The organism is Streptomyces sp. NPDC002324, assembly GCF_053593335.1.
On the sequence record NZ_JBSFCF010000002.1, the window covers coordinates 646,574 to 670,926 of the forward strand.

At 74.6% G+C, this 24,353-nt stretch carries 15 protein-coding genes and 1 pseudogene; 8 read left to right on the forward strand and 8 right to left on the reverse strand.

What is annotated here, in order from left to right:
• Window positions 1–226: 226 nt before the first annotated feature.
• Window positions 227–1,843 (forward strand): apolipoprotein N-acyltransferase, encoded by a 1,617-nt coding sequence (gene lnt / locus ACWCRJ_RS05920; RefSeq protein ID WP_450938105.1) that lies wholly within the window; start codon window positions 227–229, stop codon window positions 1,841–1,843.
• 67 nt (window positions 1,844–1,910) lie between these two features.
• Window positions 1,911–2,384, forward strand: coding sequence for an NUDIX hydrolase (locus ACWCRJ_RS05925; protein WP_450938106.1), 474 nt, complete (start codon window positions 1,911–1,913; stop codon window positions 2,382–2,384).
• 310 nt (window positions 2,385–2,694) lie between these two features.
• On the opposite strand, the gene ACWCRJ_RS05930 is transcribed toward ACWCRJ_RS05925, so the two are convergent.
• The gene (locus tag ACWCRJ_RS05930; protein WP_450938107.1) at window positions 2,695–3,393 is read right to left on the reverse strand and encodes a PaaI family thioesterase; all 699 of its coding nucleotides are present in this window, start codon (window positions 3,391–3,393) and stop codon (window positions 2,695–2,697) included.
• Window positions 3,394–3,540: 147 nt separating this feature from the next.
• Window positions 3,541–3,972: a tautomerase family protein gene (locus tag ACWCRJ_RS05935; protein WP_450938108.1), complete on the reverse strand. Its 432-nt coding sequence runs from the start codon at window positions 3,970–3,972 to the stop codon at window positions 3,541–3,543.
• Between the two features lie 128 nt (window positions 3,973–4,100).
• Here ACWCRJ_RS05935 and ACWCRJ_RS05940 point away from each other — a divergent pair, with 128 nt between their 5' ends.
• On the forward strand, window positions 4,101–4,691 hold the full coding sequence (locus ACWCRJ_RS05940) for a TetR/AcrR family transcriptional regulator (protein ID WP_450938109.1): 591 nt from the start codon (window positions 4,101–4,103) through the stop codon (window positions 4,689–4,691).
• 77 nt (window positions 4,692–4,768) lie between these two features.
• Here ACWCRJ_RS05940 and ACWCRJ_RS05945 read toward each other — a convergent pair whose 3' ends face one another.
• Window positions 4,769–5,638 (reverse strand): PaaX family transcriptional regulator C-terminal domain-containing protein, encoded by an 870-nt coding sequence (locus tag ACWCRJ_RS05945; protein ID WP_450938110.1) that lies wholly within the window; start codon window positions 5,636–5,638, stop codon window positions 4,769–4,771.
• 76 nt (window positions 5,639–5,714) lie between these two features.
• Between ACWCRJ_RS05945 and ACWCRJ_RS05950 the strand changes: the two genes are divergently transcribed.
• From ACWCRJ_RS05950 to ACWCRJ_RS05970, 5 genes and pseudogenes are all read left to right on the forward strand, one after another.
• Window positions 5,715–7,373, forward strand: coding sequence for an acyl-CoA dehydrogenase family protein (locus ACWCRJ_RS05950; RefSeq protein ID WP_450938111.1), 1,659 nt, complete (start codon window positions 5,715–5,717; stop codon window positions 7,371–7,373).
• A gap of 101 nt (window positions 7,374–7,474) precedes the next feature.
• Complete coding sequence (locus ACWCRJ_RS05955) at window positions 7,475–7,582, forward strand: hypothetical protein (protein ID WP_450938112.1); 108 nt, start codon at window positions 7,475–7,477, stop codon at window positions 7,580–7,582.
• A gap of 203 nt (window positions 7,583–7,785) precedes the next feature.
• Window positions 7,786–9,129 (forward strand): hemolysin family protein, encoded by a 1,344-nt coding sequence (locus tag ACWCRJ_RS05960; protein ID WP_450938113.1) that lies wholly within the window; start codon window positions 7,786–7,788, stop codon window positions 9,127–9,129.
• Window positions 9,126–10,148: a hemolysin family protein gene (locus ACWCRJ_RS05965; protein ID WP_450938114.1), complete on the forward strand. Its 1,023-nt coding sequence runs from the start codon at window positions 9,126–9,128 to the stop codon at window positions 10,146–10,148. The genes ACWCRJ_RS05960 and ACWCRJ_RS05965 overlap by 4 nt, the downstream gene beginning before the upstream one ends.
• A gap of 129 nt (window positions 10,149–10,277) precedes the next feature.
• Window positions 10,278–11,252 (forward strand): annotated as a pseudogene (locus tag ACWCRJ_RS05970) (ion transporter); the annotation flags it as partial.
• A gap of 94 nt (window positions 11,253–11,346) precedes the next feature.
• Here the strand turns inward: ACWCRJ_RS05970 and ACWCRJ_RS05975 are convergent.
• The 5 genes from ACWCRJ_RS05975 to ACWCRJ_RS05995 all read right to left on the reverse strand — a co-directional run bounded on the left by ACWCRJ_RS05975 (window position 11,347) and on the right by ACWCRJ_RS05995 (window position 24,056).
• Window positions 11,347–13,284 (reverse strand): hypothetical protein, encoded by a 1,938-nt coding sequence (locus ACWCRJ_RS05975; protein ID WP_450938115.1) that lies wholly within the window; start codon window positions 13,282–13,284, stop codon window positions 11,347–11,349.
• Window positions 13,281–17,042 carry a DUF5682 family protein gene (locus tag ACWCRJ_RS05980; protein WP_450938116.1) on the reverse strand — a complete coding sequence of 1,254 codons (3,762 nt, stop codon included), beginning with the start codon at window positions 17,040–17,042 and terminating at the stop codon, window positions 13,281–13,283. Before ACWCRJ_RS05980 ends, ACWCRJ_RS05975 begins: the two co-directional genes overlap by 4 nt.
• Entirely contained in the window at window positions 17,039–18,199 is a 1,161-nt protein-coding gene (locus ACWCRJ_RS05985) for an ATP-binding protein (RefSeq protein ID WP_450938117.1), read from the reverse strand. Before ACWCRJ_RS05985 ends, ACWCRJ_RS05980 begins: the two co-directional genes overlap by 4 nt.
• 83 nt (window positions 18,200–18,282) lie before the next feature.
• Entirely contained in the window at window positions 18,283–23,193 is a 4,911-nt protein-coding gene (locus tag ACWCRJ_RS05990; protein WP_450938118.1) for a DNA-binding protein, read from the reverse strand.
• Window positions 23,190–24,056 carry a DUF4132 domain-containing protein gene (locus ACWCRJ_RS05995; protein ID WP_046915394.1) on the reverse strand — a complete coding sequence of 289 codons (867 nt, stop codon included), beginning with the start codon at window positions 24,054–24,056 and terminating at the stop codon, window positions 23,190–23,192. The genes ACWCRJ_RS05990 and ACWCRJ_RS05995 overlap by 4 nt, the downstream gene beginning before the upstream one ends.
• Window positions 24,057–24,353 lie beyond the last annotated feature (297 nt).

Genomic DNA, 24,353 nt, shown 5'->3' on the forward strand with positions numbered 1-24,353 from the left:
GTGGACCCCAACCCGTCGCCCCCCGACGCCTCGCACCTGTGCCGGGCCTCGACCGCCCGGATGTGGTCCGGCCGCACGTCAGAGGCTCGCGCACACCGTAACGGGTGATGCGCCGGTTTGTGGACGAGTTGCGCAGGAACGTTGCGGCAGGGGTACGACAAAAGCCTCACCCCGGACGCCCGGGCCGCGCTGTCGGCGCCGGGGTGACGCGCCGTACACTCCCCGAGTGACCGTCACCGCCACTCCCGTAGACGAGCCGGAACAGCTCGAACCCCAGGCCGCGCCCGTCTCCCGGGTCTCCCGATGGGCCGGCCGGCTCCTTCCGGCCGCCGCCGCGGCGCTCTCCGGAGTGCTGCTCTACGTCAGCTTCCCGCCCCGGACCCTGTGGTGGCTGGCCCTGCCGGCCTTCGCGGTCTTCGGCTGGGTGCTGCGCGGACGCGGTTGGAAGGCGGGCCTCGGTCTCGGCTACCTCTTCGGTCTCGGCTTCCTGCTCCCGCTGCTGGTGTGGACCGGTGTGGAGGTGGGCCCCGGACCGTGGCTCGCGCTCGTCGTGATCGAGGCGGTGTTCGTGGCGCTCGTCGGCGCGGGTGTCGCCGCCGTGTCGAAGCTGCCGGGCTGGCCGGTGTGGGCCGCCGCGGTGTGGGTCGCCGGTGAGGCGGCACGCGCGCGTGCCCCGTTCAGCGGCTTCCCCTGGGGCAAGATCGCCTTCGGTCAGGCGGACGGCGTCTTCCTGCCGCTGGCCGCGCTCGGCGGCACCCCCGTGCTCGGCTTCGCCGTCGTCCTGTGCGGGTTCGGCCTGTACGAAGCGGTCCGGCTGGTGGTCCACCACCGCCGGACCGGTGCGGCCCTGCGCCGGGGCACCGCGGCCGTGGCCGCGCTCTCCGTGGCCGTCCCCCTGGCCGGCGCCCTCGCGTCCCGCGCCCTGGTGAGCGACACGGCGGAGGACGGCACCGCGACGGTGGCGGTCATCCAGGGCAACGTGCCGCGCCTGGGGCTCGACTTCAACGCCCAGCGGCGGGCCGTGCTCGACTACCACGCCAAGGAGACCGAGCGGCTGGCCGCCGACGTCCGGGCGGGCAAGGTCGCCCGGCCCGACTTCGTGCTCTGGCCGGAGAACTCCTCCGACATCGACCCCTTCGCCAACTCCGACGCCCGCGCGGTGATCGACAAGGCGGCCGCCGCCATCGGCGCCCCCATCTCCGTCGGTGGTGTCGTCGAGCGGGACGGCAGGCTCTACAACGAGCAGATCCTCTGGGACCCCGAGAAGGGCCCCGTCGACACGTACGACAAGCGGCAGATCCAGCCGTTCGGCGAGTACCTGCCCCTACGGTCGCTCATCGGTGCCATCAACAGCGAGTGGACGTCCATGGTCCGCCAGGACTTCAGCCGGGGCACCGAGCCAGGTGTCTTCACCATGGACGGGGCCAAGGTCGGTCTCGTCACCTGCTACGAGGCGGCCTTCGACTGGGCCGTGCGCTCCGAGGTCGTCGACGGCGCCCAGCTGATCTCGGTGCCGAGCAACAACGCCACCTTCGATCGCAGCGAGATGACCTACCAGCAGCTCGCCATGTCCCGGGTCCGCGCCGTCGAGCACAGCCGTACCGTCACCGTGCCGGTGACCAGCGGCGTCAGTGCGATCATCATGCCGGACGGCAGGATCACCCAGAAGACGGGCATGTTCGTCCCCGACTCGCTGGTGCAGAAGGTGCCGCTGCGCTCCTCGGAGACGCCCGCCACCAAGCTCGGCATCGCGCCCGAGATGCTTCTGGTGCTGGTCGCGGCCGGTGGGCTCGGCTGGGCGATCGCGGCGGGCGTGCGCGGGAGGCGCGCCGGTGGCGTGTAGCCGTACGCCTCGTGTGCGCGTGGCGGAACGGCGGGAGTGAGGGAACCGGCCCGTTAGGGTCGGCTCCATGGCTACCCCTGACTTCATCCGCACACTCCGTGCTTCCGCCGGCAACCAGCTGCTCTGGCTTCCCGGAGTCACCGCCCTCGTCTTCGACGACGAGGGCAGAGTGCTGCTGGGCCGCCGTTCCGACAACGGCAAGTGGTCGCTCATCGGCGGCATCCCGGACCCGGGGGAGCAACCGGCGGCCTGCGCCGTGCGGGAGGTCTACGAGGAGACGGCGGTCCGGTGCGTGGCCGAGCGGGTCGTCCTCGTCCAGGCCCTGGACCCTGTGCGGTACGACAACGGGGACGTCTGCCAGTACATGGACATCACCTTCCACTGCCGTGCCGTCGGCGGCGAGGCACGCGTCAACGACGACGAGTCCCTGGAGGTCGGCTGGTTCTCGCTGGACGCCCTGCCGGTCCTGAGCGAGTTCGCGCTGTTCCGCATCAAGCAGACGATGTCCGACACGGTCACCTGGTTCGATCCCACGGCCTGAGGCAAGGTCACCGGCCTCGGCCCTACGGCCCGGGGGTGGCCACCACCGCCGCGCCGAGCTGTGAGGAGGCCCGTGGGTCGTACGACCAGGGGGTGAGCCGGCGTTCGAAATCGGCGGCCTGTGCGCCCAGTACGTCGTCGGTGGCGCCCCGCAGCCGCAGCGCGCTCTCACTGTCACGTATGCCGTCCCCTGATCGATCGTCGATCCTGTGGACTCCCGGGCCGACAGGGAGGCTACGGCGTGCTGATCACCGAGGGGTCACAGGGGTGCGTCGGCCTGTCCGAAGGACGGCACGCACGCGGGGAGTTCGTCACGGGGTGTCTCCCAGATGCGGGAACAGGGTGCGAAGGCGGTCCGGGTCGGGGGAGACGAAGACGCCGTCCGCCGTGACGGCGGGGGCCGCTGGGCTGGACCGGTCCTGCTCGGTGTCGATCGAGCCGTGCACGAAGATCTTGCGGCCGTCGGTGCCCGTGACCCGGGCGAACAGGCGCAGGGCCGTCTCCACGGGGACGGGCCGGTGGTAGTGGACCTGGAGGGAGACGGTCATGCCGTGCAGACCGGCCGCGCCGCAGGCCCGGCCCATCAGTTCGTCGAGCAGCATCGCGCTCGCCCCGCCGTGCGCGTAGCCGGGCGGTCCTTCGTGCGCCATGCCGAGCGTGCACCGGCCGAGGACGCCGCCACCGTCCGCCGGTGTCACGCGCACGGGCGGGGCGAGGGGACTGCCGAGGCCGGTGACGGGGCTGAACATCCTCGTCCCGCCGGGGAACTCGTCCAGGTCCGGGATCTCCGCCCTGGTCCGCAGCCGGCCGGTCAGCCGCCCGGTGATACGGCGGACGCCGTCCGTCACGCCGTGCAGGACCTCCGCCGAAGCAGTCGTACGGACGGTCGCGTCCACCAGGGCCCGCAGTTCACGGCCCAGCTCGGCCGTGGCAGTCCGCCGGTGTTCCAGCTCTCCGTCCGTGGGCCGGGAGGCGCCGCCGTGCGGCGGGCCGGTGAGGGGTGCGTTCATCTCGGGTCCCCGTCGGACATCGGTGAGCGGTGGTGGGGCTTCGGGCGGGGAGGGGCTGGCGTCGACGCGGAAGCTCGGGTCGAGGAGGCGCGGGTCGGGGAAGCGCGGGTCGAGGGAGCCGCCTCCGGCGCGGTTCGCGGCCCCGGTTCACGCACCTTCGCGTTGCTTCTCGGCAAGGGCCACGAGGTCGGCGAAGCGGATGAGGGAACCGCCCGCGCCCCAGGTGCCCTCGGGCTGGTCGTTCACCAGCACCCACACGCGCATGGCGTCGTCCTGGGAGAGCCCGGCCGCTTCGAGGACGATCTTGGTGGCCTCTTCGACCAGGCCGGCCCTGCGCCGCTCCGACAGTGCCCCCTGTGGGACCGTCACCTCCACGAGGAAGCGCGGCGCGTCGTCCTCGGCCGTGGTCTGCGCCCCCTCGGGCAGCTCGATCAGATAGCTCCACGCCTGGGCGCGGAAGAAGGGGGCATCGGGCGCACCCTCCCAGCGCTGCATCGCGGCGGCCAGCTCGCGCTGGACGCTCGCGCGGCCCTCCTCGGTCAGTGAACCGGCGGGAGCGGTGAGCCGGATCATCGGCATGGAGGGGTCCCTTCGGGCGTGCGGGTCGTGGAGGCGGATCGGCGACCTGCGCACGGTCTATGACGGTCGCCATAAGCGGAGATCACGTTAGACTATGACAGGCGATATAACCAGAGGGGAGCACGGTCTTGATCCACGGCGGCACGCCGTCCCGTGAACGCATCGTGGCCGGGGCGGCCGACCTGATCAGCAGACGCGGCCTGCACGCCGCGAGCATCCGGAACCTGGCTAAGCACGCCAAGGCGCCGCTCGGCTCGACCTACCACTACTTCCCCGACGGCAAGGCGCAACTGGCCACCGAGGCCGTGCGGTACGCGGACACGGCCATCGTCCGCGCCCTCGGCAAGGCGCTGAAGCAGGGGCCGGTCGAGGGGGTCCGTGCGTTCCTGGCGCTGTGGCGCGGCATCGTCGTCGACAGCGATTTCCGTGTCGGCTGCCCGGTGCTCGCGGTGTCCGTGGAGGAACCACCGGACGGTGAGATCCCGGCGGCCCTCACCGCTGCCGCCGAGGCGTTCGACGGCTGGGAGCGACTGCTCACCGACGCGCTGCGCGAGCACGGCGTCGACCCGGAGCGGGCGTCCGCCCTCGGCGCCCTGGTCGTGGCCTCGGTCGAGGGCGCCACCGCCATGTGCCGCGCCAAGCGCAACACCCGGCCGCTCGACCAGGTGGGGGAGCAGTTGGTGGCGCTGATCGCGGGGGCGGTCGAGGGGCGGGGCTGACGCAGGGGTGGGGTGAGGGGCGGCCCTGATCGCTGTTCGCAGCTCGCAGCTCGCCGGTCATCGGCCGTCGGCTGCGGTCAGGCTCGCGGCTCCTGGTCCGGGGTGTGCCCCAGGATCGTCTCGACCAGCTCTCGCCGATGCGTCGTGTACGCGGCCCGCAGTTCGGGGCCGGGCCAGCCCTTCGGCAGGAGTTCCGGGGGCAGCACGGGGTCGGCCAGCAGATGCCGTACGGCGGCCGCGAGGGCGGTGAAGCGGTCGGCGGGACGGCGGGTCCGCTCGATGTGCGCGAGCAGGGTCCCGGCGGTGGCGGCCCAGTCCTCTAGTGGCCACAGGCTCGCCGCGAGATGCCTGGCGGGCAGGTCCCCGGCGGTCGGGCGGTCTGCCCCGGCCGCCGAGTCCCGCGCGGTCGGGCCGTCGGCCGGCCTCGGGTCGTTGCCGGTCGCGGTCGCGGCCGGCTGTTCCGGGCGGCCGGTGAAGTACGCGACCGTCGGGCCGAACTCCGGTGTCCGGGCTCGTCGCAGGTTGGCGGGGCGCAGCCACACGCCCTCCCGCAGCTCGGCGAGCCGGAGGGCGGTCAGCCGTGCGCGGAGGTCGGCGCGGTCGGCGGGGCGGCGGCCGGTCGTGGTGACGACGACCATCTCCCAGTCGCCGTTCCAGGGCCGGGTCTCGGGGTGCACCGACTCGTCCTGGCGGCGCTGACGGTCCAGGAGCCGGTCGCTGAGGCCGTAGACGGCGTCCGCGCGCCGCAGGTCCCCGGCCGACACCATCCGGCTGAGCGCGGCCCGCAGCGCGGAACCGGCCACCCCGAAGGGCTCCACATGGCGCACGAGATCCTTCACGGGCAGCTCCGGCGGATGCATGCCCAGCAGCAGGCTGAGGACGACCGACCGAGCGGACAGTGGCCGCAGTTCCAGCTCGGTGGGCCGCCCCGGCACGTTCGTCTGCATGACTCCGTACTGTACGGGGCACCGGATCTTTATTACGCCATAGCTACAGCCGCAGCAATGGTGTAATACTCGCCGCATGGTCTCGACACGCGCGCACACGCAGCCGCAGTACGCCACGCACGACGTCACCAACCAGCCCCCGCCCCTCGTCCCGTACGACGCCTCCGAGGACGTGGCCCTGTTGGAGGGGCTGCGCAGGGAGGGCGCGGAGTGGGCCGAGAAGGACGTCCGGCGGCTGGGGCTCGTCGCCGGTGGCGCCGAGGCGCAGGAGTGGGCCGAGCAGGCCAACCGGTACGAGCCGGAGCTGCGCACCCACGACCGCTACGGCAACCGTGTCGACGAGGTCGACTTCCACCCCGCCTGGCACCACCTGATGCGCACCGCGGTGACCGAGGGCCTGGCGGGCGCCGCGTGGGCGGACGACCGGCCCGGCGCCCATGTCGCGCGTATCGCGGGCGCGCTGGTGTGGGGCCACACCGAGGCCGGGCACACCTGCCCGACCTCGATGACGTACGCCGTCGTGCCCGCGCTGCGCCGGCAGCCGGAGCTGGCCGCCGTGTACGAACCGCTGCTGACCGGCCGGGAGTACGACCCGGGCCTGGGTGTGCCCACCGGCAAGCGCGGGCTGCTCGCCGGGATGGGGATGACCGAGAAACAGGGCGGCAGCGACGTGAGGGCCAACACCACGGCGGCGACGGCGAGTTCAGAGCCCGGGGTGTACACCCTGCGGGGGCACAAGTGGTTCACGTCGGCGCCGATGTGCGATCTGTTCCTGGTGCTGGCCCAGGCCCCGGCCGGGCTGACCTGTTTCCTGGTGCCGCGTGTCCTGCCGGACGGCAGCCGCAACACCTTCCGCATCCAGCGGCTCAAGGACAAGCTGGGAAACCGCTCCAACGCGTCCTCGGAGCCGGAGTTCGACGGCACCGTGGCCTGGCGGGTCGGACCCGAGGGGCAGGGGGTCAAGACCATCATCGAGATGGTCAACTGCACCCGGCTGGACTGTGTGATGGGCTCTGCGGCGCTGATGCGCAGGACGCTCGTCGAGGCGGGCCACCACACGCGGCACCGCTCCGCCTTCGGCGCGCGGCTCCTCGATCAGCCCCTGATGCGCAACGTCCTGGCCGATCTCGCGCTGGAGTCCGAGGCGGCCACGGCGCTCACCCTGCGGCTGGCGGGCGCCGCCGACCGGTCGGTGCGCGGGGACGAGGGCGAGCGGATGTTCCGCCGGATCGCCACCGGCGTCGGCAAGTACTGGGTGACCAAGCGGGGCCCGGCCTTCGCCGCCGAGGCGCTGGAGTGTCTGGGCGGCAACGGCTACGTGGAAGACTCAGGCATGCCCCGGCACTACCGCGAGGCACCCCTGCTGTCGATCTGGGAGGGCTCGGGGAACGTCAACGCCCTCGACGTACTACGGGCGTTGACCCGTGAGCCCGACACCGCGGAGGCACTGTTCGCCGAACTCGCGCCGGCCCGCGGGGCGGACGCCCGGCTCGACGCGGCCGCCGCCCGGCTGAAGGACGCGGTCCGCGAGGCCGACCCGTCCGGTGCCCGCCGTCTGGTGGAGCGCATGGCGCTCACCTTGCAGGCCGCCCTGCTGGTCCGGCACGCCCCGCCCGCGGTCGCCGACGCGTTCTGCGCGACCCGGCTCGGCGGTGAGTGGGGGCACACCTACGGCACGCTTCCCGGCTCGGCCGACCTGGACGCGATCCTGCGGCGAGCACTTCCGGCCGGGTGAGGGGTGCGTTGTCGCCCCGGCGGCCGTGAGGTCTTCGATCCGGCCGGGAAGCGCGGTAAGGTCGCCCTAAGTTGCCATCTGTCCGTCCGTGCGAGGCCACCGTGAAGTCCCACGTGGCCCGCATCTTCTCCAGGCTCGGCCTGCGCGACCGCGCCCAGGCCGTCGTCATCGCGTACGAGAAGGGTCCGGTCAGGGCCGGCGGCTCCTGAGGCAGCGGGGGAGCGCCGCGCCGGTCGGGGGCGATCGCGGTCGGGAACGAGGATCGGGTCAGAATCGTTCACGTGCTGCACACCTACTGAAGGAGCAAGCCCGTGTCCGCCAGACCGACGGACTCCCCGGGGCACAGTCCCCGACCACCTCGCCGAAACTCGGCTGACCGAAGCGATCGCGGCACGCGACGGGGTGGTGCTCGATGAGTGCCGTGAACGCTGTACTGGGGCTGCTGGCCGTCCTCGTCCTCACCGCCGGTACGGGCTATTTCGTCGCCCAGGAGTTCGCGTACGTCTCCGCCGACCGGCTCGCGCTCGCGCGCGACGCGGCGGCGGGCGACCGGCGGGCCGCCCGCGCCCTGACCGTGCTGGAGCGGCTGTCGTTCATGCTGTCCGGCGCCCAGCTGGGCATCACCGTCACCGGCCTGGTCGTCGGCTTCATCGCAGAGCCGTCCGTCTCCGCGCTGCTCGAACCGGCCCTGACCGGCATCGGTGTCCCGCAGGGCGCGGTCGGCCCGATCTCCGTCGTCCTGGCCTTCGTGGCGGCCACCGTCGTCCAGATGGTGCTCGGCGAACTGGCACCGAAGAACCTCGCGCTCGCCGTCCCCGAGCGCCTCGCGAAGTCGCTGGCCGCCTCCACGCTCGCCTATCTGAAGGTCGTGGGCCCGGTGGTGCACGTCTTCGACGGCGTGGCCAACCGGCTGCTGCGCAAGGTGGGCATCGAGCCCGTCGAGGAACTGCACCACGGCGCGACCCTGGAGGAGCTGGGCCACCTCATCGGTGAGTCCCACCAGCAGGGCGAACTGCCGAGGGACACCGCCGAACTGCTCGACCACGCCCTGGAGTTCTCCGAGCGGACCCTCGACGAGGTGATGGTGCCGCGCGTGACCGCCGTCTTCGTCCGCGAGGGCGCCTCCGCCGCCGAGGCGGTCGAACTGATCGCGAAGCACGGCCACTCCAACTACCCGGTGCTCGGCGACCACCCGGACGACGTCACCGGCGTGCTCGGCGTACGCGAGCTGATGCGACTGCCCGCCGGGCCCCTGACCGCCACCACCGCGGGCGCCCTGGCCCGCCGCCCGCTGCTCCTGCCGGACACCCTGCCGCTGCCGGACGCCGTGACCCGGATGCGTGAGCAGGACGACGAGTTCGCGGTGGTCCTGGACGAGCACGGCGGAGTCGCCGGCATCGTCACCTACGAGGACATCGCCGAGGAGCTGGTGGGCGACATCGCCGACGAGTCCGACACCGTCACCGAACTCGCCGTCGCCGACGGCACGGGCTGGCTGGTGGACGCCGGGCGCCGCCTCGACGAGGTCGCCGACGCCACGGGTCTGCACCTGCCCGAGGAGGAGGACTACGACACCGTCGCCGGACTGGTCGTGGACCGCCTCGGCCGCTTCCCCGCCATCGGCGACCGGCTCGCCGTGGACCTGCCCGAGGGCGGGCGCGTGGTCATCGACGTCACCAAGCTCGACCGGCACGTACCGGCCCGGGTCCGCCTGGAGCGGCTGCCCGCGCGCGAGCGCGAGGAGGAACAGGCATGAGCTTCCCCGTGGCGCTCTTCGTCACCGTCCTGCTGCTGATCGGCAGCGGGTTCTTCGTCGCCGCCGAGTTCGCGCTCGTCGCGGCCAGACGCCACCGCATGGAACAGGCGGCGGCCACCGGACAGCGCGGCGCCAAGGCGGCCCTCGCCGGAATGCGCGAGCTGTCCCTGATGCTGGCCGGCGCCCAACTCGGCATCACCGTCTGCACCCTGGGCCTAGGCTCCGTCTCCAAGCCCGCCATCTCCCACGAACTCGACCCCCTGCTGCACGACCTGGGCCTGCCCAGCGCCCTCAGCTACGGTGTCGCGTTCGCCGTCGCCATGGTCGTCGTGGTGTTCCTGCACATGGTGGTCGGTGAGATGGCCCCCAAGTCCTGGGCCATCGCCCACCCCGAGCGCTCCGCGATGCTGCTGTCCCCGCCCTTCCGGGCCGTGGTCAGGGCCGTACGGCCGCTGATCGGGGTGCTCAACCGGGTCAGCAACGCCCTCGTACGACTGTGCAGGGTCACCCCGCGCGACGAGCTGGCGTCCGTGCACAACCGCGAGCAGCTCACGCACCTCGTCGAGGAGTCGCAGCGCCTCGGCCTGATCAGCGCGACCGACTCCGCACTGATCACCCGCTCGCTGACGGAGCCCGCGACCCCGGTCCGCGACCTCGTGATCCCGGCCGCCGAGATCAGCGCGGTCGACGCGGACGCCGACGTCGAGGCCGTACTCCGCGCCGCCGCCGCGCACGACCGCACCCGCCTCCTCGTCCGCGCCGGGGACACCACCGTCCTCGGCTCGATCCACGCCCGTGACGCCCTGGTCGCCCGCACGAGGGGCCGGACGGTCACGGCACGGGCCCTCGCCCGGCCCGTACCGGAGCTGCCGGACGAGGCGACCGTGGCCGACGCGATCGATGTCCTGCGCCGGCACCGCGCCACCCTCGCCGTCGTCCACGACGACACGGGCCGCCTGGCCGGCCTGGTCACCCTGGACGACCTGCTGGCGCGCTATCTGCAACCCCGGGCGGCCTGACCGGCCGTCCCGGCACACCGCGCATCGACAGTGCTGTAGAAGTCTCCTGGAGCATGATCGCTCGAACTGTCCCGCCGGCCATCGCGGCCGACGGGACATCGCGCTGCGCGAAGGAGCAGGTACAGCAGGATGACCGACCCGCACGACCCGCACGACCCCACGCCCACGAGCCGGCGGCCCCTGCGCCGGGCGCTCGCGGAATGGGCCCGCGCCGTCACGGAGGCCCGCTGGTTCGGCGTCACCGTGTTCGCCCTGATCCTCGCCAACGCGACGCTGCTGGGCGTGGAGACGTACAGCGCGCTGGTGGCGGGCTGGGGTGTGTGGTTACGCCTCGCCGAGCACGCCGTCCTGGTCGCCTTCACCGCGGAGATACTCCTGCGTGCCTGTGCGCACGCCGACCGCCCCCGCGACTTCCTGCGCGACCCGTGGAACCTGTTCGACCTGGCCGTCGTGGCCTCCGCGCTTCTCCCCTTCGCCCGCGAGAACGGCACCGTCCTGCGGCTGCTGCGCCTGGCCCGTGTCCTGCGCACCGCCCGCTTCCTGCCCCAGTTGCGCGTCTTCATGGTCGCCGTGGGCCGCAGCCTGCCCGGCACCTTCAGCTTCCTCCTCGTCGGCGCCCTGCTGCTGTACGTCTACGCCATGGTCGGCTGGGTGTTCTTCGCCGACCACGACCCCGAACACTTCGGCTCCCTCGGCCGCGCCGTCCTCACCCTCTTCCTCCTGATGACCCTGGACGGCCTCGGCGACGCCGTCCGCGCCGGCCTGGAGATCTCCCGCTGGAGCATCGTCTACTACGCCTCCTACGTCCTCTTCGCCTCCTTCGTCCTCGTCAACGTCCTCATCGGTGTCGTCATCAGCTCCCTCGACGAGGCCCGTGAGATGGAACGGGAAGAGGAGGAGGGGGCGCGTGCGCGGGCGGAACGGGGTCGTGCGCAGGAAGAGGCGCTGGGTACACCGGGTCCGGCGCCCCTGGCCGGCGAAGGGCGGACCACTGCCCCCGAGGACGAACTCCGCGTCCGTATCCTGGCCGCCCGGCAGGCCCTCGACGCTCTCGAGGCAAGCCTGCACCAGCACCGGCCGCCCACCCCCCCACGGGGAGGCGCAGGAACCGGTACCGCGGCCGGCGGCCCGGGTCTGAGCGACGCGCCCGTCCCGGTCGGGGGACCGGGACGGGCGCGTCGGGCGGGGCGGAACGGGGTCAGGAGCCGGGGGCGGTCGGCTGCCAGGTGGCCTGGATCAGGGCGCGTTCGGTGGCGGCCAGGTAGACCGCGGTGGCGAGCCAGGCCCGGGCGTAGGGGGCCGGGTCGGGATCGGTGATGCGGCCGAAGACATCGCGGGAGCGGCGGTCGGCCTCGGCGGTGAGCGCGGCCGACAGGCCCGCGGCCGCATGGAAGCCGCCCCGTCGCAGGGCCGCGCCCGCTCCGTCGCGGTCGCCGTCGCGGGCCGGCTCGGCCACCGCGCGGCGGCCCCCGGAGACGGCGACCTCCACCAGTCGGCGCAGCCGCCACAACGGAGCCTCGGCGAGCGGGTCGGCCGGGACGCCGACGAGGCCGTCCGGGGCCGAAAGGGCGTCCGGCGGCGGGAAGTGCGCGCCCTGGAGACGGTCGTAGCCCAGATCGGCGTGGCCGTGCCAGTCGTCCGGCAGCCGCACGGTGGCCTCCGTGCCCGGAGCCGGGCCGATCGCGAGGGGGCGGAGCGTGGCGGCGCGGTCCGGTTCGAGGCGGCCGAGCACACGCAGCCGCAGGCCGGGCCGGGCGGCGAGCTGACGGAAGTTGGCGGTGTGCGCGAGGTCCGGATGGCTGTTCGCCGGAGTCAGCCGGACGAGCAGGCCCTCACCGGCCGATGTCCCGACGGGGGACACCTCGCGGGCGAGCAGCTGGTCGCCGACCGCGCCGACGAGAACCAGGTCGCAGCCGATCAGCCTGCGGGCCGCCTGCTCGGCCTGCTCCGGATCCGTGCCGGGGGTGACCGTGAGCCGTTCGGCCACCGCCTCCGCCAAGGGGCGGGCGAAGAGGGCGGCGAGCGGTCCCGACGTCCAGGACAGGCCGGTGAGCGGAGTGGCACGCACACCTTTGCCGGAGCCGAGGCGGCCGTCCGGGGAGAGCGTGGCCCCGGAGATCAGCAGCCCGCCACGGGAGAGCCCGGCGTGGTCGACGGTGCCCGAGCCGAGGGCTACGGTGGCCGTGCCGGCGCCCCGGGCGCGCGCCGGGCCGCCCGGTTTGACGTCGGCGATCGAGAACCAGCGCCCGTCGTCGGAGACGAGATGGGTGACGACTCCGCCGTAACCGGTGGCCGAGATCACCGGCTCCCGGCACACCCCGTGCACCCGCAGACTGCCGCCCGGCCGGTAGGCGCGGCGGGCCGTGCCGACGAGGGCCGGATCCGGATCCGCCGCCGTCAACAGGCTGGTGGTGAGCAGCAGTTCGCGCACGCCTGCGACCAGGTCGGCCAGCCGGTGGCCCTCGTGCCGGGCGCGGGCACCGCGCAGCCCGCGCACCACCCGCAGCGCGGCCGCCTCGGCGCGGTGCAGCCCCGCGAGCCGCGCGGTGTGCGCGGCCCGCAGCAACTCCGCCTGGGGCACCGCGCCCGCGGCCGGGACCCCGGCGGCGAGCACGGCCGCGGTGGCGGCCCAGAGGCCGGCCGCGGCGGCGGCCTGGGCGGGGGTGGGGGGCGTGGCCTCGGGGGCGGGGGGCGGGACCGTGCTGTCTCCGCCCTCGGTGCCGTCGGGGTCCGCGGTGCCCAGCGGGACCGCGACGCGGGCCGGCACGGTCGCTTCGGAGTCGGCCGCGCCGGTGGCTCCGGTGACTTCGCCGGCCGTCTCCCCGCTCGGGCCGTCGGCGGTGGCGTCGGCCACCGGGCAGGCGCTCAGCACGGCGGCGCGGTGCAGACAGCGGGGTGCGAGCAGGCAGCTGCACACCGCTGCCTCGGCGTCGGTCACCGCACCGGAGGGTCCGGGCGTGAGCGTCACCTCGGCGTCCTCGCCGCAGCGGACGCGCAGGGCGCCGCCGTCGGTCGTGACCGGCACCGCCGCGTACGTCTCGATCGCGGCGTCCAGCTTCTTGCGCAGCCGTGAGGTCAGACTCTCGACGGCGGCGGCGACCACATCGGGGGCCGCCGGGGGCAGTTCGGCGTTCATCGGCTCTCTCCGCGGAGGCGGTCGCCCACCCAGCGGGCGAGGGCGAGGGGGCTGAGGGCGGCGACGGGCATCCCGGCCGCGACGAGCTGCTGGGCGACGGGCACCGAGTAGCGCGGGGTGCCGGTGTCGTCCAGGGCGGCGCAGCCCATCAGATGCACCCCGGAACCCGCGAGGGCCCGTACCTCGCCGAGGAGCCCGCCCAGCGGATAGCCCTCCTCGAAGTCGCTCACCACCACCACCAGGGTGCGGCTGGGCGCGGTCACCAGGGAACGGGCGTGGGCCAGCCCCGCCGCGATATGGGTGCCGCCGCCGACCCGCACCTCCAGCAGCAGCGACAACGGGTCGTCGACCCTGTCGGTCAGGTCGATCACGTCGGTCGAGAAGGCCAGGAAGTGCGTCGACAGCGTGGGCACACCGCCCAGCACGGCAGCGGTCAGCGCCGACCAGATGACCGAGGCCTCCATGGACCCCGACACGTCGACGACGAGGATCAGCCGCCAGTCCGCCTCCTTGCGGGACCGGGTGCTGAACACCGGCCGCTCCGGTACCACCACGGTCCGGCCGTCCGCCGTCCGGCGGGTGTGGGCCAGGTTCGCCCGCAGGGTGCGCGGCAGGTCGAGCCGGCCGCCGGGGCGGCGGGTCGGGCGCGGCGTGGCCAGACCCGTCAGCGCGGGGCGCATGCGGGTGGCGAGTTCCTTCGCCAGTTCCTCGACCAGACGTCGTACCAGCGGGCGCAGCCTGGCCAGTTGCTGCTCGGGCATTCCCCCGGCGAGGGACAGCACGGAGGTCAGCAGGTCGACCGAAGGACGCACGGCCTTGGGGTCCAGCTCGGCCAGGACGTCCGTACGGCCCTGGTCGGCGGCCCGTGCCAGCACCTCCTCGCGGACCTCCGCGCCGAACAGCGCGTCCAGCTCCTCGGCCCACTCCCGGGCCGTGGGGAACGACGTGTCCTGACCGCCGGCCCGGCCCGGGCCGCCCTCCCGTCCCAGATCGGAGGAACCCTCGCCCCGGCCGGTGCCGTACAGCTCGTCCAGCGCGTGCGCGTAACGGCGGGCACCCCGCGGCAGCTTCTCGCTCTCCCGGCCGAGGAGCAGCCGCCAGCGGTCGGTGGGGGTGAGGTGCGGGAGGCCGGACGCCGCGGGGGTGGGTACCGCGGCTTCGGCGGTCCCGGTGACCACGGGGTCGGCGGGGGCGGCGATGGTGCGGGGGACGGCGGCACTCTCGGCGTCCTCGACCACCCCCACCGGGGCCGTACCGGCCGTCAGCCGCAGCGAGTCGACGGCCGCAAGGCCCGCCCTGTCCGCCGCCGTCCACAGGGCGAGGAGTGCCGGTGAGGCGCCGAGCGACAGGTCCAGGCGGTCGCCGAGGCGTTCGGTGACCGTGGCGAGAAGGCGGTCGCGGCCGGCCGGGGTGAGCGTGTCGAAGCCGCCGCGCAGGGCGGGCAGCCGGTCCAGAAACCCCTGGTCGGTCAGCGTGTCGATACGGTCGAGCAGCGGGTCCAGCGCGGTCGGCGCGGACTGCAGCAGCGGGGCCGCGCCGCTGAGCAGGCCGCTGAGGCGGCGGGCCAGCGCCAGCCGGCTGTCGGGCCCGGTGGCCGTGTCGATCCAGCCGGCGGCACGTGCCCCGAGGGTGTCGGCGGAGTCGAGGTCGAGCAGGACGCGGGCGGCCAGCGCCGCGCCCTGGATCAGCGGGGAGCCGGTGCGCGCGAGGGTGCCCAGGGCGTCGTCCATGCGCAGGCCGAGGCGGTGTTCACCGGCCCGCGAGGCGAGGGCGACGAGCGCGGCCGCGTCCTCCGGCTGGTCGCTGCCCGCGAGGCCGGGCAGCGCGCGGACGGCTGCCTCCAGGAGGTCGACGGCCAGTTCGGCGGCCGACCGCCTGCCCTCGGCGGTGGTGCCGGGCAGATGGCCCCGGCGCAGGGCCTCCAACAGGTCGAGCGCTTCGAGGAGTTCGGGGAGGGTGGCCGCCGCCGGGAGTACGGCGGCGGCGTCGGCCAGCCGGTCGGCGACCAGCGCGGGCAGGTCGCAGCGGGCCGCCGCGCGCAGCCCGGCGAGCACCAGCGCGCAGGTGGGTCCGCCGTCCGCCGACTCCCGGCGGAAGGTCTCCCGCAGGGTGCCCTCGGCGGCCAGCGCCGAGGTCACGCCCCGTATCCCGGCCAGGTCGAGCCGTACGGGGACGGCGGGCGTCCACGACAGCCGCCACCGGGTCGTGAGGGCCGTCCCGTCGCCCGTGCCGGCCACCTCCACGGCCTCGCCGTAGCCCGCGCCGCACACCGCCAGGCGCTGAAGCAGGGTCTCGCGACGGCTGTCGAGCGCGGAGCGGAGCGGGTCGAGGCGGAGTTCGCGCGCGGCGGGGTCGTCCGGGCCGGGCAGCCGCAGCGCGGCCAGCTCCGCCTCCACGGAGGGACCGAGCCCGGAACGCGGGGTGCCCGGCGCGGTCCGGCCCCGGTCGGTGCCGACCAGGACCACTTCGAGGGCCCGGGCGAGAGCCCGGCCCCGGCCGAGCGGCTCGCCCTGGCCCATCACGGTCGTCAGCGCCTCCAGGACCTCGCCCCGGCCGGGGGCCGAGAGCCCCCGGATACTGGCCAGGTCGCACGCCATCCGCAGGGTTTCCGCGGCCTCGCCCGTGCCCGCCGTGTGCCCGGCGGCGCGCAGCTCCCGGCACACATCGGTGATCGCCCGCGCGGCGGCGTCCCGCAGCTGCCCGGGATCACCGGCGGCCGTGAAGACCGCCTGCTGCCAGCGCGGGTCCCGGATGCCCGCCGGGTACCCGGAACGGGAGTCCAGCAGGTCGAAGGCGTACGGAACGAGGGAGGTGACGACGGACGGGTGGTCCGCGTCGAGGCCCGCTCCCCGGGATCCCGCCGTGGCCCCGGCTCCGGTCGTGCTCAGGGTCCGCGCCCCCTTCTCCGCCTCGGCGGGGCCGGTCGCGGACGCGGCCGTGAGCGCCGGGGCGTGGAACGCGCCGATCACGGCCGCGACCCGGCGGCCGTCCGCCGCCGCGCGGGCGATCGTGTCCCGCATATGGGTTTCGCGGGCCAGGTCCACCGACGGCACGCCGCCCGCCGACTCGGCGTCGCGGCGCAGCGCCCACCCCACGCCGAGGGCGGCACGGCGGATCGCCTCGGGGGCGCAGCCGGGGGCGAGCACCTCCACGCACCGGTCCCACAGGTCGTCGCCGTCGCGGCCCGTCCCGGCGGCGGTGAGCGCGGCCGCGAAGGCGGTGGGCGAGGCGAGGGGCGCGGCCTCGGCGACCGCGCTCCGCGTGTCCGTGGCCGGGCTCGGGCCCGCTGCCGCCGACCTGGCCCCACCCATGTCCGACGCCGGGCCGTCGGTGCCCGGTGCCGGGCCGTCCGTGCCCGGACCGGACTCTCCCACGCGCACACCGAACCCGTCCGCGCTCCACGCAGGATCCGACATCGGCAGGTCGCAGCACACCACCTCCACCCCTCGCTCCCGCGCCCAGCGGAGCGCGGCGAGTTCGGGGGAGAAGTCGGCGAACGGGTAGAAGCCGAGCCGTCCGCCCTCGCTCGCCCCGGCCAGGGCGACCGGGGCCAGGGTGCCGGGGGCGGCGAGGTGGGGGAGCCAGTGCTGGAAGTCGGCCGGCAGCTCCACACAGACGACCTCGGCGCCGGAGGCGTCCAGCAGGGCGGGTACGGCCGCGGCGAGGGCCGGGCTGTGGTGCCGTACCCCCAGCAGGTACGGCGCGGCGGAGTCGGCGAGGGCCGTGACGGCCTCCCGCGGGTCCTGAGTGGTCGTCACCGAAGGTTCTCCCGCAGGTCCCAGAGGCGGCGCCACATCGCCGAGCCGTCCTCGGCGCGGCGGCGCACCGGGCCGTCCCAGTAGCCGAGCAGCCGGGCGTGGTCGGCCGGGTCGTCCTTGCGGACCACGCCCAGCAGGTGTCCGGGGACGAGGTCGAGGGCGTCCCCACCGGGCAGGTACGCGGTGGCCACCCCGAGCGAGGCCGCGACCTGCACGGCCTCGGCGGTGGACATCACCGTGCCGGGCCGCTCCACGTCCCAGCCCTCGGCGGAGCGCCCTGCGCGCAGATCACGGAAGACGGTCACCAGCACGTCGAGCACGGCGTCGTCGACGCCGAAGGCCGCGCCCGCCCGCTGAACGGCCGCCTCCGCCTGCCGCCGGACGAGGGCGGTCTCGGCGTCGACGTCCGCGATCGGGTGCACGGTCTCGAAGTTGAAGCGCCGCTTGAGCGCGGCCGACATCTCCGAGACACCCCGGTCGCGCAGGTTGGCGGTGGCGATGACGGTGAACCCGGGCGCCGCCGGGACCTGGGCGTCGTCCGTCCCGGACAGCTCGGGCACGCTCACCCGGCGGTCGGACAGGATCGACACCAGGGCGTCCTGCACCTCGGGCAGACAGCGGGTGATCTCCTCGACCCGCGCCACCCGGCCCGCACGCATGGCCCCGAGCACCGGCGAGTCGACCAGCGCCTGCGGGGTCGGGCCCTGGGCGAGCAGCAGGGCGTAGTTCCAGCCGTAGCGGAAGGCGTCCTCGGTGGTGCCGGCGGTGCCCTGCACGGTGAGCGCGCTGGTGCCGCACACGGCGGCCGACAGCAGCTCGGAGAGCATCGACTTGGCCGTACCGGGCTCGCCGACCAGCAGCAGGCCCCGCTCTCCGGCGAGGGTCACCACGCACCGCTCGACCAGGGCGCGTTCGCCGACGAACTTGGGGGCGATCACCATCTTGTCGGGTAGCGTCTCGTGCGGCTCGGCCAGCTTCAGGGCGTCGCCTCCGCTGCCGCAGACGAAGGTCACCACGGAACGCGGGGTCAGACGCCAGCCGGGCGGGCGGGGGCCCTGGTCGTGGGCGGCGAGGAAGTCGAGTTCGGTGGCGTGGCGTTCCTCGGCGGGCAGGGTCTGCCGGGCCGGGAGGGCCGTCGCCGTGTCGGTCGGGGTCATGAATGTCCTTGCTCGTCAGGTCTGTGGGTCGTTGTGGTGGACGGGTGCCGGGGGCGCCCGGTGCGGGGGCGCCCCCGGTTCGGTCAGCGGCGGCGGCCCCGCCGTACCTTCAGTTCCTCGAACCGGGGCGCGTCGCCGTCCTGGACGCGCTGCCAGGCCCTGCGGTACAGCTCGGCGGCCGGTTCGGCCGGCACGATCACGCCGAACGTCGCGTGCTCGTCGGTCATCAGCTCGCCGAACAGCGGCAGCTTCCAACGCTCCAGCGGCAGCCGCGGTGCCTTCGGGTCGACCCAGGCGCCGGGCAGGAAGAGCGAACGCCCGGCCCTGGTCCGGCTGGCCTCCACCACCAGCTCGCCCGCGGCCAGCTCGGCACGGGCCGCCCTGAGCCGGGCCGGCTTCCATCCCGTCCAGCGGGCCGTCGTACGGTCGGTGGGGTCGGGCATGGCGAGCAGCATCAGATAGAGCGTGGCCGCGTCCTCGCCGATGCCGTACTCCTTCGCCACCTCGGTCACCAGCTCGGGCACCGAACGACTCGGGTCCTGCGGCCACCAGGTGCCGTCCTGGGCGAGCTCGCCCGCGACCGGGTCCCCCGGGTCGGCCATCAGGGCCGCGTACGGGGCGGAACGGGCCAGGCGCAGCGCCACCTCGGCCGCGTAGGGCCGCTGGTTGTCGACGCGCAGCGCGGGCAGGTACGGGTCCTGGCCGGCCTCGTCGAGCAGCGCGACCCGGATGCCCGGCGCCGGCTGGTCGTCGTGGGTGGCGAGGACGACGGCGCCGTACCGCTCGAAGCCCTGGCCGGTCTCGGTCGGGGTGCCCGCCGTCTTCCGGAACTGGGTGATGCTGATGTACTGCCCGAGGTCGAGCACCAGCCCGGGGTGGGCGAGCCGCTCCCGTACGGCGGTGAGCGCGGCGGGCAGCGCGGCCCGGAGCGGGTCGCCGGCGGGCAGGCGGTGGGCGAGCCAGGCGGCCAGCCCGACCGAGCCGACCAGCGTGTCCGCCGTGAACCCGACCGCGTCGTCCGTCACCGGCCTGACCCGGTCGCCCTTGACGGCCCACTCCAGGTCCTGGCTGAGCCGGGGCTCACCTGCCGGGTGCAGCAGGGCGGGCAGGGCCTCGCGTACGTTCCATCGCGCGTGCTTGACCGCGCGCAGGGCGTCGGCGAGCACGTCCTCGGGGACGGCCGTCCGCCTGCCGACCTCGCTGTTCCACAGCTCGGCCGCGGCGGCCACGTTCGGCCCGTCGGTCCACAGGCCGGCGGGGTCGTCGGGCAGCAGCGCGCCGACCACGGCCGCGCGGACCGCGTTGTCGACGCCCTGGAGCTCGTCCTTGGCGACGGCCGCGGGGGCGGCCTTGACCCCGAGGGCGTTGCGGGCCTCCGTGGTCAGGAACGTGCGCTGGTGGACGTCGACCCCCGGAAGACCGGCCACGATCAGCCGGGCCACCGTCTCGGTGACCCCGGTCAGGCGGGCGAACTCCTCGGCCGCCTCCGGGACCCAGGGCGCCGGTCCGCGCGCGGCGAGCTCCGCCAGGAACCCGCCGATCCAGGGGGCGTCCCCCGCGACGCCCAGCGGGGCCGACTTCTGGAGTGTGTACGGTTCCGGGGTCTCGAACCGCTCCGCCGGGTCGTGGAAGTAGCCCCGGAAGACGCAGCCGTCGTCGTCCGGCGAGCCGTGCTCCACGATCGCCAGGAACGCGCCCCCGCCCAGGGGCAGAAGTCCGTCCCACGAACCCTCGCGCCAGGAGCCCGACGGGGTGCGCAGCTGGTCGGCTCCCAGCCTGAGGGTCACCTCGCGCCACCGGGTGGACGCGCCGTCGTTGCCCAGCCCGAGGGCGTCGAGTCGTTCGAGCAGCGTCCGCAGCACCGCGCGGTGCTCCCGTGTGGTGGTGAGGGCCGCGGCCCGGAACGCCAAGGCACCCACCCGGTCGATCAGCGTCGACAGCTCCGGGCGCCCGGTCGGCAGCCCGGTCCCGTCGAGGTGGAGGCGTACGCTGCGCTCCCGCGGCACGGCGGTCCCGGCATGCCCGGCGGCCCTGGTCAGGGCGCGCAGGGCACGGAAGACGGTGTCGGCCTGGTCGTCACGGTTCCACCAGTAGCCGGCCGACCCGCCGACACCGCTCAGGGCCTGCTGGAGCACGGTGTCCGCCGGCCCGGCGGGTCCCTCCGACTCCTCCAGGCCTCCGTCGAGCGCCCGGGTGAGCCGCGCCGCCGCGCCGTCGAGGACGGCCTGCTGGCCGGCGGCGTGACGCACGACTCCCGCGACACCCGCGACGAGCGCGTCATGGGTGACCGGAAGGAGCGAGCGGATCGCGGCGGGCAGGGCCTCCTTGTCCTTCTCGGCGGCGGCCGTCAGCAGCGCCGCCGCGGTCGCCCCGTCGATGCGGCGCAGTGCGGCGGAGCCCTCCGGGTCGCGGGCGGTCATGCACTCCCAGAACTGCACCGGCGGCAGCAGCAGCGTGCCCTCGCCGAAAACTCCCGGCGTACGGTCGGTCTTCGCTACGGACGTGACGACGCCGTCGGTGTCGACGATCTCCAGCTGCCAGCCGTTGCGCACGACGGCACGGGCCCGGTCGTCGCCCGGGAACACCACGAGCGCCGACGGCCGGCCCCGCTCGGCGGCCAGGGTGACGGTGTGTCCGGCGAGGTCCTGGGTGCGCCAGGAGCCGTCGGGCAACCGGACCGTGCGGATGCCGACCACGCCGTCCACGGGAGCGGAGGCGGGCGTACGGCCGACGGTCGGGGAGGGGCCGAGCCAGCCGCTGTCGTAGGTGCTGCCCTCGGGGGCGTCACGCAGCGCGTCGGAGAGGAACGCGGGCGTGCTCATGCGTCCGCGCGTGTTCGTGGCCGGGTCGTACTCGTGGAACCCGTGGGTCTCCTGCTCGCCCTCCGCGTGCCACACCCAGTACGACGCGCCGTCGAAGATCAGCCACCGCTCCTCGGGGACGGTGGTGTCCCCCGCGTGCAGGACGCCCGCGCCGGTGGTGCGGCCGCCGCCCGGCAGGGGCAGGGTGAGCCTCAGGTCGCCCTTGTACCAGTCCATCTCGGTGCCCCGGGTGCCGCCCGGGCCCTCCATGGTGCGGGGGCTGTCGGCGCGGGTGTGCCAGTAGCCGCGCAGTCCGTCGTCGCGCGACCGCCAGTAGACGAGCAGTTCGCCGTCCACGTGGTGGAAGCCCGGGTCGCCCCAGCTGTCGTTCGCCGGGATGCGCAGGTCGTGGGCGAGGAGCGTGCCCTCCGCGCCGATCACCCGGGCCTGGGCGGCGCCGGCGACGACGAGGTGCGGCCAGGCGTCGGCGACGATGATGTCCTCGACGTCGTTCTTCGGGACGAGGGTGGCGGTGGCGTCCTCCCAGGCGGGCCAGCCCAGTTCGTCGAAGAGGCCGGCGCGCAGGGTGCGCGTCAGCACCGGTGCCAGGTCGGTGGCGACGGCCGCGCGGACCTCGTCCTCGGCGAGCGCCAGCGCCTCGGCGGGCAGCCACTTCAGCCGGGCGAGCGCGTCGGGCAGCTGGGGCAGGCCCACGGCGGTGAACCGCCGGACGACCTCGCTCACCCACCGCGCCAGCAGCGGGCGGCCGCCCGGCGAGGAGGCCAGCACGCGGATCGCCCGCCGCCCGGAGTCGTCGTCGCTGAACCGGTCCGCGCCCTGCCGGAAGGCGTCGTGGAAACGGGAGTCCGCGGTCAGCGACAGCAGTTCGCGGTGGCCCTCACCCGGGGCCCACTGTTCCAGCGGGAGGGCGTTGCCCTTCCCCGGGGCCGCCACGGGCACGTCCAGGGACAGCAACAGGTCCATCAGGTCGATGTCGTGCGTGACCGTCAACTCGCGTGCGGAAGCCGTCAGTTCGCTCCGCAGCTGGTCCGCCGCCCGCTCCACCAGCGGGTACAGCTCGGGCATCCGCGTGGAGCCGCGCCAGGACCGCGCGCGCTCCCGGAACACCAGGAACCGCTCCAGCCAGCCCGCCGTGCCGTCGTGCGGCCGCTGCTCCGCGGGCAGGGAACCGTCCCACAGCGCGGTCGTGGCGCCGGAGACCTCCAGGATGTCCAGCCACATCGTGGGCAGGTCGTCGTCGGAGGACGAGGGAAGCGTGTCGAGCAGGGTGCCGCGCACCTTCGGCTCGCGCGCCGCCAGTGCCACGAGCGCCGTGCGGTGGCCCTTCCACCAGCCCGCCGCCGCGCGCAGCGTGGACGGCAGGACCAGCAGCTCGGCCAGGTAGTCCTGCTCGGTCAGGTCCGCGTCGCGGCCGGCGGCGCGGGCCAGCCTGCGCAGGTCGTTCGCCATCTGCGCCGACGGCGGCAGACCGCCCGCCGTGCGGCGCAGGCACAGCTTGGTGAAGCGCCGCAGCGCCTCCTCGGCCGGTACCCGTGCGGCCAGCTCCTTCGCGTACGCCGACAGGACCTTCACCGGGAGGGCGCCGGCCAGGGCGAACTCCAGGAACACGGCGTCGAGGCGCTCCTCCTCGACGACCAGCCCGTGCTCCGCCTCGGCCTTGCGGGCGCGGGTGAACAACTGGGCCGCGTACGTGGCGTTCTCCTCCGCGAGGAACACCCGCCCCGCCTGTTCGTAGAACGTGGGCAGGAAGTGCGGCACCGACGCCGCGAGCCGCTCGCCCAGCTCCACATAGGCGTCCATGGCCGCCTTGGGCTTGGTCTTCGCCTGCCGGGCCGCGCGCTCCAGGTCCGGCACGACACCCAGCGCGTGGTGTCCGTCCGCCGGGTGATGCACCAGCACCCACTCGGGGAAGCCCAGCGACTGCCGCAGCCCCAGCCCCACGACCGCCGGCTCCGCGTCCTGCTCCAGACCGAGGAACCCGGCGGCCAGATCCTCCGCCGCGCCCAGCTCCCCGGCGACCAGCCGCACCACCACCCGGTCGTCCAGACCCGGATGACGGTACGTCCGCGCCGTCAGCGGCACCGCCCGCTCCCCGGCCCCCTCGGTGTCCGCCGGCAGTACCCCGCCCGCCGCCAGCACGTCCTCGTACGACACCGCTGTCCCCCCGCTCATGCGTCCTTGCCCTCCTCGATCACGCGCCCGGCGTACAGCGCCGCGGCCATCCGCATCCCCTCCGACCACGCCACCGGGCCCACTTCGGCCAGTGGCAGGGCGCGGCCGTCCTGGTCCTGCCAGGTCAGGCTGCCGGTGTCCACCTCGTCGTCCCAGTAGGGCTCCCCGATCCACACGGAGGCCTCGACGGTGCGCTCGCCGTCCCGGACGCGGGCGGTGGCGTAACCACCGGAGACGCGGTACCCGAGAGAGGTGGCACGGGCGGCGAGGGCGAAACGGGAACGGAACCGGCCCCCGGTGAAGTCCCGGACCTGGGTGGCCTTGGCGGCGAGACCGTCCGGCCGCCGCCAGATGGCCCGGTGTATCTGCTCGACGCGCTGGACGATGCCCAGTTCCGCCGCGAACTCCCGGATGTCGTCGAGGTCCGGCAGCAGCACCGGGTGCGGCAGGGTGACCGTGCGCGGGGAGAGGCGGACCGTCTCACCGTCCAGGTTCACCACCCGCAGTTCCCCGGAGTCGGTGGCGCCCCGCAGGAAGCCGACCTCGTCCGGGTCGTCGCCGACGATCGCGAGGTCGCGCAGCGCGGCCTGCCACGCCTCGTCCGGCCACACCCGGGCCAGCAGACCGGTGGGCACGGGCAGTGACGACACCATCCAGGCGTCCACCTGCGTGACGCACGCCGCCGCGTGCCGATCCAGCCATTCGGCGAACCGCCGCAGCCGGTCCACCTCCGGGTGGTCCTTCAGCGCCTTCGGCAGCGACTTCAACTGCCGTCCCGCCGCCCGGCCCGAGGTGGCTCGCGCCGCCACCCGCCCCTCCACAAGAGCGACTTCATACCCGTCGCCCGCTGCCAGCCAACCCACGAACCCCAGCCCCTAGCGTCAATTGCACAGGAAGAAAGCACAGTTCAGCCGGGGAATCCCGGCCCGAGTGCGACCATGTGCGGAACGCTAGCGGCAGCCACTGACAATCGGCGCGGGGCCCCTCCCGACGAGCCTCCCGCGACGTGCCGGGAGCCCCCGACGGCGAGCAGGCCCGCGGGACGATCCCTCCGGCGTCCGGCAAGCCAACCGAAGCGAGAGTGCCGCCGCGTCCGTAGACCTACGTAACCGGGGTACGTATTACCGGCCAGTCACCGGTGTCGGTGCCGTGTCGCCGGG